This window comes from Haemophilus sp. SZY H56 (genome assembly GCF_054332415.1).
The window spans coordinates 1-15498 of record NZ_JBTGNX010000019.1 but is presented as its reverse complement, the minus strand read 5'-3'; the positions used below and the strand labels follow the sequence as shown (position 1 = coordinate 15498).

At 39.0% G+C, this 15498-nt stretch carries 18 protein-coding genes; all 18 read left to right on the top strand.

Translation table 11 applies throughout. The features are described from left to right. Positions 1–210, top strand: a 210-nt coding sequence (locus tag ACXVWP_RS10655; RefSeq protein ID WP_369866938.1) for an FAD:protein FMN transferase, incomplete at its 5' end; no start/stop codon positions are given. A 2-nt stretch (positions 211–212) separates the two neighbouring features. Then, positions 213–473 carry a (Na+)-NQR maturation NqrM gene (gene nqrM / locus ACXVWP_RS10650; RefSeq protein WP_014064154.1) on the top strand — a complete coding sequence of 87 codons (261 nt, stop codon included), beginning with the start codon at positions 213–215 and terminating at the stop codon, positions 471–473. A gap of 1 nt (position 474) precedes the next feature. Beyond that, positions 475–1023: a hypothetical protein gene (locus ACXVWP_RS10645; RefSeq protein WP_458473399.1), complete on the top strand. Its 549-nt coding sequence runs from the start codon at positions 475–477 to the stop codon at positions 1021–1023. A 60-nt stretch (positions 1024–1083) separates the two neighbouring features. Next, positions 1084–2235 carry a tRNA 2-thiouridine(34) synthase MnmA gene (gene mnmA, locus ACXVWP_RS10640; RefSeq protein ID WP_297570087.1) on the top strand — a complete coding sequence of 384 codons (1152 nt, stop codon included), beginning with the start codon at positions 1084–1086 and terminating at the stop codon, positions 2233–2235. A gap of 81 nt (positions 2236–2316) precedes the next feature. Further along, complete coding sequence (locus ACXVWP_RS10635; protein WP_297570094.1) at positions 2317–3135, top strand: hypothetical protein; 819 nt, start codon at positions 2317–2319, stop codon at positions 3133–3135. 191 nt (positions 3136–3326) lie between these two features. Then, the gene (locus ACXVWP_RS10630; RefSeq protein WP_289902514.1) at positions 3327–4454 is read left to right on the top strand and encodes an acyl-CoA dehydrogenase family protein; all 1128 of its coding nucleotides are present in this window, start codon (positions 3327–3329) and stop codon (positions 4452–4454) included. 13 nt (positions 4455–4467) lie between these two features. Continuing rightward, on the top strand, positions 4468–5274 hold the full coding sequence (locus ACXVWP_RS10625) for a phosphate/phosphite/phosphonate ABC transporter substrate-binding protein (protein WP_289902515.1): 807 nt from the start codon (positions 4468–4470) through the stop codon (positions 5272–5274). 53 nt (positions 5275–5327) lie between these two features. Beyond that, positions 5328–6497, top strand: coding sequence for a cobalamin-independent methionine synthase II family protein (locus tag ACXVWP_RS10620; protein WP_289902516.1), 1170 nt, complete (start codon positions 5328–5330; stop codon positions 6495–6497). Beyond that, a complete protein-coding gene (locus tag ACXVWP_RS10615; RefSeq protein ID WP_289902517.1) occupies positions 6490–6954 on the top strand; it encodes an OsmC family protein in 465 nt (154 codons plus the stop codon). Before ACXVWP_RS10620 ends, ACXVWP_RS10615 begins: the two co-directional genes overlap by 8 nt. 255 nt (positions 6955–7209) lie before the next feature. Beyond that, positions 7210–9237, top strand: coding sequence for a BCCT family transporter (locus tag ACXVWP_RS10610; protein WP_289902518.1), 2028 nt, complete (start codon positions 7210–7212; stop codon positions 9235–9237). A gap of 129 nt (positions 9238–9366) precedes the next feature. Beyond that, positions 9367–9597 carry a twin-arginine translocase TatA/TatE family subunit gene (tatA, locus tag ACXVWP_RS10605; protein WP_005695386.1) on the top strand — a complete coding sequence of 77 codons (231 nt, stop codon included), beginning with the start codon at positions 9367–9369 and terminating at the stop codon, positions 9595–9597. Positions 9598–9599: 2 nt separating this feature from the next. Continuing rightward, positions 9600–10151 (top strand): Sec-independent protein translocase protein TatB, encoded by a 552-nt coding sequence (gene tatB / locus ACXVWP_RS10600; protein ID WP_289902519.1) that lies wholly within the window; start codon positions 9600–9602, stop codon positions 10149–10151. A 9-nt stretch (positions 10152–10160) separates the two neighbouring features. After that, positions 10161–10955 (top strand): twin-arginine translocase subunit TatC, encoded by a 795-nt coding sequence (gene tatC, locus ACXVWP_RS10595; RefSeq protein ID WP_297570100.1) that lies wholly within the window; start codon positions 10161–10163, stop codon positions 10953–10955. Positions 10956–11011: 56 nt separating this feature from the next. After that, on the top strand, positions 11012–12034 hold the full coding sequence (gene hemB, locus ACXVWP_RS10590; protein WP_289902521.1) for a porphobilinogen synthase: 1023 nt from the start codon (positions 11012–11014) through the stop codon (positions 12032–12034). Positions 12035–12261: 227 nt separating this feature from the next. Further along, entirely contained in the window at positions 12262–13611 is a 1350-nt protein-coding gene (gene gdhA / locus ACXVWP_RS10585; RefSeq protein ID WP_289902522.1) for an NADP-specific glutamate dehydrogenase, read from the top strand. 226 nt (positions 13612–13837) lie between these two features. Continuing rightward, positions 13838–14083, top strand: a complete 246-nt coding sequence (gene rpsP / locus ACXVWP_RS10580; protein WP_005697005.1) for a 30S ribosomal protein S16 — start codon at positions 13838–13840, stop codon at positions 14081–14083. 43 nt (positions 14084–14126) lie between these two features. Beyond that, complete coding sequence (gene rimM, locus ACXVWP_RS10575) at positions 14127–14654, top strand: ribosome maturation factor RimM (RefSeq protein ID WP_005697003.1); 528 nt, start codon at positions 14127–14129, stop codon at positions 14652–14654. A 37-nt stretch (positions 14655–14691) separates the two neighbouring features. Continuing rightward, a complete protein-coding gene (gene trmD, locus ACXVWP_RS10570) occupies positions 14692–15432 on the top strand; it encodes a tRNA (guanosine(37)-N1)-methyltransferase TrmD (protein ID WP_049367234.1) in 741 nt (246 codons plus the stop codon). Positions 15433–15498 lie beyond the last annotated feature (66 nt).

Here is a 15498-nt window from a genome sequence, read left to right as displayed (position 1 = left end):
CAGCATCATTTAGCCTCAATTACCGTGCTTGCACCAAGTTCGATGACGGCTGATGGCTTATCTACAGGTTTATTTGTACTCGGTGAAAATAAAGCACTTGAAGTGGCCGAGAAAGAAAATATTCCAGTGTATTTAATCATGAAAACGGAACAAGGCTTTGAAACGAAAATGTCCTCAGCCTTCCAAAAATTACTCGAAAATAAGGAATAATCATGCAAACGTTATTTTTTACTCTATTAGCTTTTGTGGCAATCATCGTATTGATGTCAGTAGGCTTTATCTTTAAAAAGCAAGCCTTAAAAGGCAGCTGTGGCGGACTTTCATCACTCGGTATTGCCAAAGCCTGTGACTGCGATAAACCTTGCGACACTTTACAAGAAAAATTAGATGCTGGTGATGAAAATGCCAAAGCTGAGTACGAACAAAAATTTGCGAAGAAAGACGATGATTCGCAATTTTATGAAGTGAAATAAATTGATGAGATTATTAAAATTTGTTTATACATTAATTTTATTGACGGTTTCATCTTTTACCTTTGCAGGATATTACCCCGCAAAGGTAAATGCAGATCTTAATTTATATGCAGATTCTGAATTTAATAAACCCGTTATTCTTGTAAAAGCGGGAGCATGGTTAAATACAATGCCGATGTTTTCTGCTACAGAGATTCGTTATGGAACAGGCTCAGTTTATATGGCTGAACAGGATCAAATAAAATTAGGTGATAAAAAATCATTAGTGCTTGAAAAAGGTATTTTTGATGATGAGGAACCCGATACCTCTAATTCTTATCCTGATGTACTTATCCAAAAAGATACACCTATTTATAGTAAATCGGTATTGAGTAAAACAGCGGCTGAAATTGAAAATATGCCGACTTTATTTACATTAAAAGCAACCGATATTCCTTGCCAAACTTTCAAGGAGATTGTAGGCGAATCGGGTAAAACGTTTTATAAAATTTCTTTTAATGATGAGCCTTCTTATATTTTAAAAGAAGATACATCAATTATTCAGCAATAAAGTAGCTATTATTTATCAACAACCAATGTGCTTCGCCTTAACCGAAGTTACGGGAGACTTATGTTAACTTCAAATACTTATAATCAACATTTCGCACCTTTGAGTGCAGAACAACTTGCCGAAAATGCCACTAAAAAAGTCATTTGTGGTATGTCTGGTGGGGTAGACTCCTCCGTTTCTGCGTTTATTCTTCAACAACAAGGCTACCAAGTGGAAGGCTTGTTTATGAAAAACTGGGAAGAGGATGACGATACCGATTATTGTACGGCAGCAGCGGATTTAGCTGATGCGCAGGCAGTATGCGACAAACTAGGCATTAAACTGCATAAAATTAATTTTGCCGCGGAATATTGGGATAACGTGTTTGAACATTTCTTAACAGAATACAAAGCCGGTCGTACGCCAAACCCCGATATTCTGTGCAATAAAGAAATTAAATTTAAAGCTTTCTTAGAATATGCGGCAGAAGATTTAGGTGCTAATTATATTGCTACCGGCCATTATGTGCGTCGTCGCGGGGCAGATGATCAGGCTGAACTATTGCGGGGTTTAGATAGCAACAAAGATCAAAGTTATTTTCTTTACACCTTGAGTAAAAATCAGGTAGGCCAAAGCCTTTTCCCTGTAGGTGAAATTGAAAAGCCGATTGTACGTGCTATTGCGGAAGATTTAGGTTTAATTACTGCGAAGAAAAAAGATTCTACGGGTATTTGTTTTATTGGTGAGCGTAAATTTAAAGATTTCTTGGCGCGTTATTTGCCTGCACAACCGGGTGATATCCGTACTGTAGATGGCGAGATTATTGGTCGCCATGAAGGCTTGATGTACCACACGCTCGGGCAACGTAAAGGGCTGGGTATCGGTGGATTAAAAAATGCTGGTGATGAAGCTTGGTATGTAGTGGATAAAGATGTCGAAAACAATGAATTGATTGTGGCACAAGGACATGATCATCCACGCTTGTTCTCCAAAGGCTTAATTGCCAAACAGCTCCACTGGGTAAATCGCGAACCCGTGCGTGAGGCGTTCCGTTGCACCGTGAAAACTCGTTATCGTCAAACGGATATTGCTTGTTTGGTTGAGCCGATTGATGACGATTGTATTCGAGTAATTTTTGACGAACCGCAAGCCGCGGTCACACCAGGTCAATCAGCGGTATTTTATCTTGATGAAGTCTGCTTAGGTGGCGGCATTATCGAAGAACGAATTTAATCAACACCTAACAAAGTGCGGTCAGAAATTTAACGTTTTTTCTGACCGCACTTTTTAATTATTTTGCTAACCGGAGTTTTTATGCGACGTATTATATTCGGATGTATTCTGACCTTATGTTATACGGCTGTTTTTGCACAGATGAAAACAGACTTAGCCTTATTAAATTTGAAAGGCCCTGTAAAAAAATGGGAAATGAAATTGATCGATCCCAAGGATTCTTCGATTTTGGAGCATAAGATTACTTTTTTTAATCCGCGGGGATTTAAAACTAAAGAAGAAACATTAGGGAATTTCGCTCAGATACAAAACTTTGTGTATGATGAAAAAGGACATTTGATTAAATCTTTTATAGAAGGTGATAATGATGCTATCGAATATCTTTATCACACGAATGCTGATAATTCATTGACAGTAATCCATAAGTATAAAGCGAAAGGTATGCTTGATAGGATCATATCTGAAAATACTTATGATAAAAATGGATTGCTCATCATTGAAAAAACGGAAGATGAGTCTTGTGAGGAAAGGTGCGAAAAACTTGAAAATGGCATGAATAAATATAGTCATCATTATGATGAACAGGGCAATCTTGTAGAAATTAGAAATGAGCTTTTTAATAATGAATCTACCAAATATACCAATAAATATGTTGATGGCAAATTAGTTGAACAAACAGAATACATGCATGGTGGAAAAGTGGTAAGAACTTTTGATGTAAATGGATATCCGATCAAACTTGAAGACTTTCCGCCTTATGGATTTGGTGATGGTAGTGTATCTTCCATAAAGCGTTGGAAAAATACGGTGGATGATCATGGTAATGTGGTGAAGATTGAAGAATTTGATAATGTTAATCATCCAAGCTCAATAATTATAAACTCATATGAATACTATTAGCTCAAAGTGCGGTCAGAAATTTAGAGATTTTTCTGACCGCACTTTTTCCCCGTGAATCTTCACGGTCTAAAAAATCATGATCCACATCACATTACTGAAATTATTTTGAATTAAATACTAGAAAAAAGAAATAGCGCATAATAATATCGACCTCGTAGAAAGTTTTTCTCAACACAAAATAAGGATATATTATGTCGCAAATCTATACTCAGGTGAGAAAGTTAGCGGAACAGTTTATTGAGCCTTACGCAGACGAACTCGATCAAAAAAAAGAATTTCCTGTTCAGGCATTTAAGGAATTAGGTAAAGGCGGTTGGTTTTCACTTTTAATTCCCAAAGAATATGGTGGAATGGGGTTAACCCTGAAAGAACATGCTGAAGTCTGTATGGCGTTAGCTGAAAGTTCAGCCTCTGCCGGTCTCTGTTATATGATGAGTAACGTTGCAGTGAATTGTTTAAATCTATTTGGTAGCGATCAACTCAAACAAAAAATCTTTTCTGACATTGTTCAAAATCAAACCTTTGCTGCACTCGCCTATAGTGAGTTAGGCACAGGAACTCACTTCTATATCACCGATGCAATCGCACAATTCAATGCTGAACATGCAGTCTTCAATGGCTTAAAATCCATGGTGACATCAGGAAATTATGCTTCTTATTATTTAGCCCTTTTACCTTCTGAAAATGGTGAAACTATTGATAACTGGGTGCTTCCACTTGGTACTCAAGGCCTAACTTTTGAAGCTGATAGCTGGAATGGCTTAGGTATGCGTAGCAATGTCTCTTGCTTTATGCGAATGACCGATATGCCATTAGATCGTAGCTGGCGTATTGGCGAAGTTGGCGCAGGCGCAGAACAAGTATTTGGTGGCATTGCACCAGCCTTTATTTGTGGTTTAGCAGCTGTCTATAGTGGCGTATGTAAAGCTGTGCTTACCGAGGCAATTAAACATTCAACACACCGTAAATACACATCGGGCACTGCATTAGCAGAAATTGAAACCGTGCAAATTCATTTAGCCAAAATCTATGCAAACACGAATGCTGCAGTATGCGCTACGCGAGATGCGGCTCGTGCAGCCACAGAAGGTGATGCAGATGCATTAGCTAAATTATTAGCAGCCCGTATTCTTGCGAGCGAAAACGCTATTACTCTTGCTCAAATTGGTATGCGTATTGGCGGTGGCAAGGCTTATAACAAAATGGGGCCAATGGAACGCTATTTACGTGATGCATTAGCAAGCCAAGTAATGGCGCCAAGTGTCGATGTGCTAAATATTTGGTTAGGTAAAGCCATTACAGGTCAACAAATTCCATAAAGAGTGGTGAAAAATGAGTGAGAAATTAAAAATCGGGGCGGTAATCTACGCCCCACAAGTGACAGTTATTTGGGGCATTATTGCAGACTTTTTCGAAAAAGAAGGTTTCCCTATTGAGCCAGTCTATTTCAAAGACTACAAAGGACAAGTTGATGCGTTACTCAATAATGAAATTGATGTGGCGTGGAACTCTCCCCTTGCTTGGTTAGATGGTTACTTGCGTAGTGCTGGTAAAACTTTAAATGGTGCAATGCGTGATACCGACCAAGATCGTCAAAGCTATTTAGTTGTTAATGATCCAACTATACAATCTATTGAAGATTTAAAAAATAAAACTATAGCTTTTGGTGCGATTGATTCCCCACAAGCGCGGTTAATTCCAATCGAGTTTTTACATCAACATGGCTTGGAATTTGGTCAAGATTATGTAGAAAAACGCTTTGATGTGGGTGTTGGTTTACACGGTGATCATGTAGGCGGTGAATTAGATGCAGCCAATGCATTAAAAGCTCGCCAAGTTGCGGCAACATGGATGTTAGATTTCAATTTTGAACGTTGGACAAAAGATGGTACGCTCGATCCTGCAACAGTTCGAGTACTCGCAAAAACACCATCATTTGACCATTGTATTTTTAGTGGGCGCGTGGGATTAGATGAAACCAAATTCAATGCATTCACCGAAACCTTGTTCAAAATGGATTATAACAATCCAGAACATAAAGAAATGATGGATTTGGAAGGATTAAAACGTTGGGTTGCGGGTAGAACAGAAGGTTTTGCTCAATTACAAGCTGCCAATGAATATTTAAAATTCTTTTAAGATTGATATATCATGATGGGCGTGTAATAAACGCCCATCATTGTGGATTTTCTATGGAACTTTTCACAACTTCCCTTTTAGGCTCAATGCCTCGTAGTCAAGCACTTTTGATGGCGCGTAAAAAGCACGTACTCGGTAAAATAACCACAACAGAGCTTAAGCAAATCGTTGTTCAAGAAACAAAACAAATTGTCGAACTTCAACAACGTACTGGCATTGATATTATCACGAGTGGCGAATTACTTCGCGACAATTACCTTTCTTTTATTGCACAAAAAATTCAAGGCGCAATCTTGATGAGCATGAGTGAAATGCTCGATCACATTAAAGAAAAGCAAATTTTTGAGTCAATGCTAGAAACCTTGGATGTTCCCGCACTTTCCATAAAAAATGCTATTGGCGTGGGAAAAATCAGCTACAAACAATCTTTAGTAGCAGATGAAATGCTACTACTAAAAAATCTAACCAAGCAACCAATTAAAGCAACCTTGCCAGGGCCTTACTTAATGGCTCGATCCATGTGGCTTTCGTCTGTGTCAGGGCTACATTATTCATCAAAAGAAGAAATGGCGAAGGATGTTGTAGCTATATTAAAGCAAGAAATTGATCATTTGTGTGAGCTAGGTGTAAGTGTAGTTCAATTTGATGAGCCTGTTTTGACAGAAGTTATTTTTAGCCATCATCAAACACGTTCATTTATGTGTGCCGCGTTAAGCGAAAAACAAGATTTTGCAGCGGAACTACAGTTTGCGAAAAGTTTAATTACTCAAATCTTTGAGTATGCAAGAAATAAAAATATCAAAACCGCATTACATGTATGCCGTGGTAACTGGAGCAAAGATGAGAGTGTATTACTACGCGGACCTTATACGTCATTAGTGGATTTATTTGAATCGGCATTACCTGATATTTTAATGCTCGAATTTTCTACGCCAAGAGCTGGAGAATTAAGTTCGTTATTAGAAAGTAAAATCTTAAGACAAAAATGTATTTTAGGCTTAGGCGTCATTAATCCTCGTTCTGATGAGGTAGAAACCGTAGCGCAGATTGTTCAACGGGCAGAAAAAGCCTTAAACTTCCTTCCACCAGAGCAAATTTGGCTAAATCCAGATTGTGGATTTGCTACTTTTTCCAACCGCCCTTTAAATGGATTTGACATTATTGAAGCCAAACTTAAGGTATTAAATGAAGCAAAATTAATATTGAGGGAACGTTATGTATAACGTACCTGAAAGTGAATGTTTTACAGCTAAATATCGAGCCGTATTACGCGGAGAAGAAATTAAATTATTCACTCCGAATGACAACATTTCTCTCTATTCACAAGTCAATTTTGATAACCAATCGTTACAGAAAAGTGCGGTAGATTATTTTGCTGTTTCTATTTTAGGTGGCATTTTGAGTAGTGTAAAAGCACATTTTGCTCAACAACGTGCCGATATTGTGGAAATGGAAGGAAAAATTTGGCTCAATCTAGCCAATCCTTTAACCTTACTTGGTGTGCATGGTTATGATGAACCTCCACACATAACCGATTGTAAAATTAAAATTTTTATTTCATCTGATTTAGATGATCAGACGTTTGATAAGCTTACTGAAGCTGCATTAAGAAATTGTTTTATCTACAACACATTAAATAAAACGTTTTCTTTTACTGTCTTGTTTGAGCAAGTTTTGTAATTCATTATATCAGTTAAAAATACTACTTAAATTAAATACCATCAATATTTTCCTAATTTGAAACAATTGGTATTTTTTGATACCATAAATGCACTTTTGGAAACAATCCACTCAAATCCTACTGAGCGTTTCCTTCAAAATCGCACTTCTCCGTGCTGTTATTTGCGATGGTTCCATCGCACCATTTAGGGCTTAAGGCCTTGTTTTATTTAATCTGATTTTATTTTTATTCACTTAATTTTTAAGGGGAAAGCGTTGTCTTTATCTAAATTTATGGAAAAGCAAACGTCGTTCAATCCTTTAGTGATTGGTGCAACGTTATTTTTTGTGGTGTTACTTGTCGCGATGATTTTAATCGCACCTGAACAAACGCAAACTTTATTAAATGCCGCCAAATCGGGCATTTTTGCTAACTTTAGTTGGTTTTACGTATTAGCATTCTCAGTATTTTTGGGCTTTTTAGTCATTTTATCAGTCAGTAGCCTAGGTAATATCAAATTAGGCAATGATGAAGAAGAGCCTGAATTCGGTTTTCTCTCTTGGTTGTCGATGTTATTTGCTGCCGGCATGGGGGTAGGGTTGATGTTCTTTGGTGTTGCAGAGCCATTGACGCATTACTTATCTGATATTACCACAGGCAGCGCAGAGCATAAGCAACAAGAAGCTTTGTTACACACCTTATTCCACTGGGGAATTCATGCCTGGGCGGTGTATGGCACGATTGCGTTGGCATTAGCTTACTTTGGATTCCGTTACAAATTACCTTTAGCATTGCGTTCTTGTTTCTATCCGTTATTGAAAGAGCGTATTAATGGCAAGTTAGGCGATCTTATCGACATTATGGCGCTACTTGCTACCTTATTCGGTATTATCACAACGTTAGGTTTCGGTGCTTCTCAATTGGGGGCAGGCTTACATCAATTAGGCTGGATTAGCGAAAATAGCTTCAGCTTGCAAATTGTTGTGATTGCTGTGGTGATGAGTTTAGCTACATTTTCCGCGATTTCTGGTGTAGGAAAAGGGGTAAAAATCTTAAGTGAGCTGAATTTAACATTAGCTTTCTGTTTGTTGATTTTCGTATTAGTGGCGGGGCCAACACTTTATTTGTTATCCGCTTTTAGCGACAACATCGGAACTTATCTCAGCAACTTAGTCCAATTAAGCTTCAAAACCTATGTTTATGAACAAGAACATACTGGCTGGTTTAGCGGTTGGACCATTCTGTATTGGGCGTGGTGGTGTTCTTGGGCGCCATTTGTAGGTTTATTTATTGCGCGTATCTCAAAAGGGCGTACCATTCGCGAATTTATTTTCGGTGTGTTGGTGATTCCTAGCATGTTCGGCATCTTATGGTTTACTGTATTTGGTAATACGGCCATTTGGTTGAATGATGGGGAAGCTGCAGGTACGTTAGGACAAATGATTTCCTCGCCTGAAACGTTGCTTTTTAAATTCTTAGATTATTTACCGCTTTCTGGTGTGACCGGTTTAGTGAGTTTGGTGGTGATTTCTTTATTCTTTATCACCTCGGCAGACTCCGGTATTTATGTATTAAATAACATTGCATCACGCGATAAAAGCCTTGCAGCACCTCGTTGGCAGGCCGTAATGTGGGGTGTATTAATGTCAGTCGTCGCGATTGTTTTAATGCAATCGGGTGGTTTGGCAAACCTGCAGGCAATGACCTTGTTGGTAGCATTACCTTTTGCGATGTTGATGTTACTGATGTGCTTTAGTTTATGGAAAGGCTTGAGTGCAGATAAAAAATATTTTGATACCAAAGTTAATCCAACCAGTATTTTCTGGACAGGTGATAAGTGGAAAGAACGTTTGGAACAAATGATGAACCAAACGCAAGAAAAAGATATTTTACGTTTCCTTAAACATACGGTTTTACCGGCTATGCGTGAATTACGTCAAGAGTTGATTGGCAAATATGACTTAAGCGTACAAATTAACACGCTATTTGATCAAGATGAACCTGCAGTCGAGTTAGTCATTCAGAAAGATTTGATGCGAGACTTTATGTATGGGGTGAAATCTATCGGTCGTGAGGTGTCAGAGCAATTAATTAATGACGATAACTTGCCACATATCCAGCATAGTATGACTTATGAGCCATACACTTACTTCTTTGATGGTCGAGTGGGTTATGATGTGCAATATATGGATCAAGATGAATTAATTGCGGATATGTTGAAACATTATGAACGTTACTTAAGTTTGCTCGACGATGTGGGTCAAGAATTGATGGCACACGAGCAAACAGAACTGGCTGAATAATAAGAATAAAGTGCGGTTGAAAATAACATTATTTTTTGACCGCACTTTTAAAATTACCTCTTGAGACAAATGCATAAAAAGAGTATATTCAAGCCCAAATTTTCAATTTAATTCTAACGGAGTTTTTCTATGTTTGGTTTATCCCCAGCACAAATGATTATTTTATTAGTCGTGATTTTATTAGTATTTGGGACGAAAAAATTACGTAATGCGGGCTCTGATCTCGGTGCAGCAGTAAAAGGCTTTAAAAAGGCGATGTCTGACGATGAACCGAAAAAAGATGCGGAATTTACTCAAATTAAAGACGGTACAACAACCGCTGAAAAAACTGAAACTGTAAAAGATAAAGAACAGGCATAACCGTGTTTGATATTGGTTTTTCCGAACTTGTTTTATTGATGCTTGTGGGCTTAGTAGTACTAGGCCCTAAGCGTTTACCTGTGGCTATTCGCACGGTAATGGGCTGGGTGAAAACGATCCGTGGGTTGGCAGCTAATGTTCAAAATGAATTAAAACAAGAGCTTAAATTGCAAGAATTGCAAGATAGCATCAAGAAAGCGGAACAACTGAATCTAAAACAGCTTTCCCCAGACTTAAGTAAAACCGTTGAAGAGCTAAAAGAGCAAGCTCAAAAAATGCGTGCAGAGCTAGAAGAAAAAGCGGCTGCTGCGGGCACAACGGTCGAAGAGCAAATTAAAGAAATTAAAAGTGCGGCTGAAAATTTGGCTGAAACAACATCGACAGAGCATGTAGAGAATGAACTTGCTGAAGTTTCAGAACTTGAAAAAACAGAAGTAGATTTGACCGCACTTGAAGCCCATGAACAAGCTGAATTAACCGAGCGTTTATCTGATTACTATTCGCCGGATGATGTGGAACTGCAACCAGCACCTAAATCTGAAGCTAAGTCCTAGAGAATAATTATGAGCAATACGACGGACGATTCCCAACCGCTAATTACCCATCTTGTTGAACTCAGAAACCGCTTATTACGTTGTGTAATTTGTATTTTAGTGGTTTTTGTGGCGTTGGTTTATTTTTCTAATGATATTTATCATTTTGTTGCTGCACCTTTAACGGCTGTGATGCCAAAAGGCGCAACCATGATTGCCACCAATATCCAAACGCCTTTCTTTACACCAATTAAATTAACTGCGATTGTATCGGTGTTTATTTCGGTGCCTTATTTGCTTTATCAAATTTGGGCGTTTGTTGCACCGGCGCTGTATCAACATGAAAAACGTTTAATTTATCCGTTATTATTTTCCAGTACAGTTTTATTCTATTGGGGTGTAGCATTTGCTTATTATATTGTTTTCCCTTTTGTGTTTAGTTTCTTTACCCAAACTGCACCGGAAGGGGTGGCTATCGCCACAGATATCAGTAGTTACCTTGATTTTGCGCTAGCGTTATTCTTGGCATTTGGTGTGTGTTTTGAAGTACCCGTTGCTATTATTTTGCTTTGCTGGACAGGTGTCACAACCACGAAAGCATTGGCGGCAAAACGTCCTTATATTATTGTGGGAGCATTCTTTGTTGGCATGATCTTAACGCCACCAGACGTTTTCTCTCAAACTTTACTCGCTGTACCGATGTGCCTTTTATTTGAATTAGGCTTGTTAGTTGCTCGTTTCTATCAACCGAAAGAGAATGAAGAAGAGACAACGGATGAAGAAAGTGCGGTAGAAAATCAGGCTGATTTAAATCACAAAGATTAAGAAAATGGGCGTAGGTGATACGCCCTTTTAACATCATAAAAAACAGGAATATTATTATGACTCAACAAATTTTAGGCGGTTTCCCAACCCGTCGTCTTCGTCGTTTACGTAAACATGATTTTAGCCGTCGTTTAGTGGCAGAAAATACCTTAACAGCTAATGATTTAATTTATCCAGTATTTATTATTGAAGGCGAAAATCATCGTGAACCAGTGCCTTCAATGCCTAAAGTTGAACGTTTAACGATCGATCAATTATTAATTGAAGCAGGCCTTTTGGTGAAATACGGTGTGCCAGTGATCGCATTATTCCCTGTGGTTGAGCAAGATAAAAAATCTTTAATGGCAGATGAAGCGTTTAACCCAAATGGTTTGGTACAGCGAGCAGTGAGAGCATTAAAAGGCGCTTATCCAGAATTAGGTGTGTTAACAGATGTCGCACTCGATCCTTATACATTACACGGACAAGATGGGATCATTGATGAAGAAGGCTATGTCTTAAACGATATCACAACAGATATCCTGATTAAACAGGCTGTTTCACACGCTGAAGCAGGTGCTGATATTGTGGCGCCGAGTGATATGATGGATGGACGTATTAGTCGTATTCGTCAGGCGTTGGAAGAGAATGGTCATATCAACACGCAAATTATGGCATACTCAGCGAAATATGCGTCTAATTACTATGGTCCATTCCGTGATGCAGTCGGTTCTGCGGGTAATCTGAAAGGTGGCGATAAGAAAACTTACCAACTTGATCCGGCAAATGGCAATGAGGGCTTGCAAGAAGTCGCACTTGATTTACAAGAAGGTGCGGATATGGTGATGGTAAAACCAGGTATGCCATATTTGGATATGGTCTATCGCGTGAAAGAGTATTTCGGCGTGCCGACTTTTGCTTACCAAGTTTCTGGCGAATACGCGATGCATATGGCAGCTATTCAAAATGGTTGGTTAAAAGAAAAAGAATGCATTATGGAATCATTGCTTTGTTTTAAACGTGCGGGTGCAGATGGTATCTTAACGTACTTTGCGAAGCAGGTTGCAGAGTGGCTTTACTTAGAAGGTAAAAATAAATAAGGACTTTTTAAGTTGAAGTGTTAGCTTAGATGCTGATTTTAGATCTTATCTAATAGAAACGAGAAAATATTGAATATTTTCTCGTTTTTTATTTTTTCTTCATTTTTTCTATAAAAAAACTGTTGCTAAATTGATTTTTCCATTGCTATATTGGAGGCACACCGTAAGAAGACGGTGAAATAAAATAATTTTACACACATCATACTCACTACTAGAAGGAAAATCCTATGTCAGCAGTAGCATCCTTAGACGAATTTCTCGAAAAAGTGGCTCAACGTGATGGCCACCAACCTGAGTTTTTACAAGCCGTTCGTGAAGTGTTTACTTCAATCTGGCCTTTCTTGGAAGCAAATCCTAAATACCGTTCAGAAGCTTTATTAGAGCGTTTAGTTGAACCTGAGCGCGCATTTCAGTTCCGTGTGGCGTGGACTGATGATAAAGGTCAAGTTCAAGTAAACCGAGCTTTCCGTATTCAATTCAACAGCGCAATTGGTCCATATAAAGGCGGAATGCGTTTCCATCCATCCGTTAACTTATCGATTTTAAAATTCTTAGGCTTTGAACAGATATTTAAAAATGCCTTAACCACATTGCCAATGGGCGGTGCGAAAGGTGGTTCAGATTTTGATCCTAAAGGTAAATCAGATGCAGAAGTCATGCGTTTTTGCCAAGCGTTAATGGCAGAACTTTATCGTCATGTAGGGCCGGATACCGATGTGCCGGCAGGCGATATCGGTGTAGGTGGCCGTGAAGTCGGCTATCTTGCAGGCTATATGAAAAAATTATCAAACCAAGCTGCTTGTGTGTTTACGGGGCGTGGTCTTTCATTCGGTGGAAGTTTAATTCGCCCTGAAGCGACGGGTTATGGTTTGGTGTATTTCGCACAAGCAATGCTCGCTGAAAAAGGGGATTGCTTCCAAGGTAAAACCGTTTTAGTTTCTGGCTCGGGTAACGTGGCGCAATATGCCATTGAAAAAGCGATGGAGCTCGGTGCGAAAGTGGTAACTTGTTCTGACTCAGCAGGTTATGTGTATTTGCCAGAAGGTTTTGACCGTGAAAAATTAGCTGCGTTATTGGAGCTCAAAAATGTAAAACGTGGTCGCGTTCAAGAATTTGCGGAACAGTTTGATTTACAATATTTTGCAGGTAAACGCCCTTGGGAAGTGAAAGCGGATATTGCGCTTCCTTGTGCAACCCAAAATGAATTAGAGATTGCAGACGCTAAAACCTTAATTGCAAATGGCGTGAAATTAGTTGCTGAAGGCGCTAATATGCCAACCACAATTGAAGCAACAGAGGCATTTTTAGAGGCGGGCGTGTTATTTGGCCCAGGTAAAGCAGCAAATGCCGGTGGTGTAGCAACCTCTGGTTTAGAAATGGCACAGAGCTCACAACGTTTGTATTGGACGGCTGAAGAGGTGGATAAACAGCTTCATCGTATCATGTTAGATATTCATGCAAACTGTAAAAAATATGGCACTGTCGCTGGTCAAGCAAACATCAACTATGTTGTCGGGGCAAATGTTGCAGGCTTTGTGAAAGTGGCTGATGCAATGTTGGCGCAAGGGGTTTATTAATTCAATAAATGAATGAAAATTTGGCCGCACTTTGTGATGAAGTGCGGTCATTTTTTATGGTGAATTTCTCAAGTTGAAATGGGCTTGTGGCTTGCTTTTTTGCTCAAAAAGTGTAAAATCTTCAGGCTTTTTGTCTATATATACAGAGAAAAAAGTAAGCTATATTCTTAAATCACTTTCGAGTTTGAGAATATTCTTTTAGTCATTAAACATTTAGAGGAAGGTTATGGTAACCATTCGTTTATCTCGTGGCGGAGCTAAAAAACGCCCATTTTATCAAATCGTAGTAGCTGACAGTCGTTCACCACGTGACGGTCGTTTCATTGAGCGTGTAGGTTTCTTCAACCCAATCGCACAAGGTAACGCAGAGCGTCTTCGTGTTGATCTTGAGCGTGTAAACCACTGGGTTGCTCAAGGTGCATCACTTTCAGACCGTGTTGCAACTTTGGTAAAAGAAGCTCAAAAAGCATAATCTCGCTTTTTGATTTAGTTCTTAAACTAAGATAGGTGAAAATATGGAACAACAACGTATTGAAGTTGTGGGCAAATTAGGCTCAACCTACGGTATCCGTGGGTGGTTACGTATTTATTCATCAACAGAACAAGCTGAAAGCATTTTTGATTATCAACCTTGGTTTTTAAAAATCAAAGGTGAATGGCAGCCAACGGAATTAGAAAACTGGCGTCATCATAATCACGAAATCATCGTTAAATTGAAAGGCGTTGATGATCGTGAAGCCGCACAAACTTTAGCAAATGTTGAAATTGGTGTGGATTTATCTGTATTCCCAGAACTAGAAGAAGGCGATTATTACTGGCACGATTTAATCGGTTGTTCAGTCGTAAACTTAGAAGGTTATACAATGGGAACGGTAACAGAGATGATGGAAACCGGTTCTAATGATGTGTTAGTGGTGAAAGCCAATACCAAAGATGCTTTTGGAAAACAAGAGCGGTTAATTCCGTTCTTGTATGAACAAGTAGTTAAAAGAGTCGATCTCACCACGAAAACAATTGAAGTGGATTGGGACGCTGGTTTCTAATCTCAAGTATGCACAAACGTAATATAGTAGGCTTTTTATGTGGATAGGGGTGATTTCATTATTCCCCGAAATGTTTAAAGCGATTACGGAATTTGGGGTTACAGGTAGAGCTGTAAAACATAATCTTCTGCAAGTGGAATGTTGGAATCCAAGAGATTTTACATTCGATAAGCATAAAACTGTGGATGACCGTCCTTATGGTGGTGGCCCGGGAATGCTGATGATGGTGCAACCTTTACGGGATGCGATTCATGCTGCGAAAGCAGCGGCAGGAGAAGGCGCAAAGGTGATTTACCTTTCGCCACAAGGACGTAAACTCGATCAAGGCGGTGTAACCGAGCTTGCTCAAAATCAGAAATTGATTTTGGTATGTGGACGTTACGAAGGTATTGATGAGCGATTGATTCAAACTGAAATTGATGAAGAATGGTCAATCGGGGATTATGTTCTGACCGGTGGGGAATTGCCGGCAATGACATTAATTGATGCTGTTGCACGTTTTATTCCCGGTGTATTAGGTAAACAAGCCTCCGCAGAAGAAGATTCTTTTGCTGATGGTTTATTAGATTGCCCGCATTACACCAGACCGGAAGTGTTAGAGGGATTAACTGTACCGCCCGTGCTGATGTCGGGACATCACGAAGAAATTCGGAAATGGCGATTAAAACAATCGCTACAAAGAACGTGGCTCCGACGCCCTGAGCTATTAGAAGGCCTAGCTCTGACTGACGAACAACGTAAGCTGTTAAAAGAGGCACAAGCCGAATATAACAGTTAGTTTCAGTTACATCTAGGATCAATAAAGGATCAAACAATGTCTAACATTATCAAACAACTTGAACAA

Bases quoted from the DNA above. Each gene is read 5' to 3' on its own strand.
- nqrM (WP_014064154.1), top strand. From the start codon at position 213: ATGCAAACGTTATTTTTTACTCTATTAGCTTTTGTGGCAATCATCGTA.
- mnmA (WP_297570087.1), top strand. From the start codon at position 1,084: ATGTTAACTTCAAATACTTATAATCAACATTTCGCACCTTTGAGTGCA.
- ACXVWP_RS10635 (WP_297570094.1), top strand. From the start codon at position 2,317: ATGCGACGTATTATATTCGGATGTATTCTGACCTTATGTTATACGGCT.
- ACXVWP_RS10630 (WP_289902514.1), top strand. From the start codon at position 3,327: ATGTCGCAAATCTATACTCAGGTGAGAAAGTTAGCGGAACAGTTTATT.
- ACXVWP_RS10625 (WP_289902515.1), top strand. From the start codon at position 4,468: ATGAGTGAGAAATTAAAAATCGGGGCGGTAATCTACGCCCCACAAGTG.
- ACXVWP_RS10620 (WP_289902516.1), top strand. From the start codon at position 5,328: ATGGAACTTTTCACAACTTCCCTTTTAGGCTCAATGCCTCGTAGTCAA.
- ACXVWP_RS10615 (WP_289902517.1), top strand. From the start codon at position 6,490: ATGTATAACGTACCTGAAAGTGAATGTTTTACAGCTAAATATCGAGCC.
- tatA (WP_005695386.1), top strand. From the start codon at position 9,367: ATGTTTGGTTTATCCCCAGCACAAATGATTATTTTATTAGTCGTGATT.
- tatC (WP_297570100.1), top strand. From the start codon at position 10,161: ATGAGCAATACGACGGACGATTCCCAACCGCTAATTACCCATCTTGTT.
- hemB (WP_289902521.1), top strand. From the start codon at position 11,012: ATGACTCAACAAATTTTAGGCGGTTTCCCAACCCGTCGTCTTCGTCGT.
- gdhA (WP_289902522.1), top strand. From the start codon at position 12,262: ATGTCAGCAGTAGCATCCTTAGACGAATTTCTCGAAAAAGTGGCTCAA.
- rpsP (WP_005697005.1), top strand. From the start codon at position 13,838: ATGGTAACCATTCGTTTATCTCGTGGCGGAGCTAAAAAACGCCCATTT.
- rimM (WP_005697003.1), top strand. From the start codon at position 14,127: ATGGAACAACAACGTATTGAAGTTGTGGGCAAATTAGGCTCAACCTAC.
- trmD (WP_049367234.1), top strand. From the start codon at position 14,692: ATGTGGATAGGGGTGATTTCATTATTCCCCGAAATGTTTAAAGCGATT.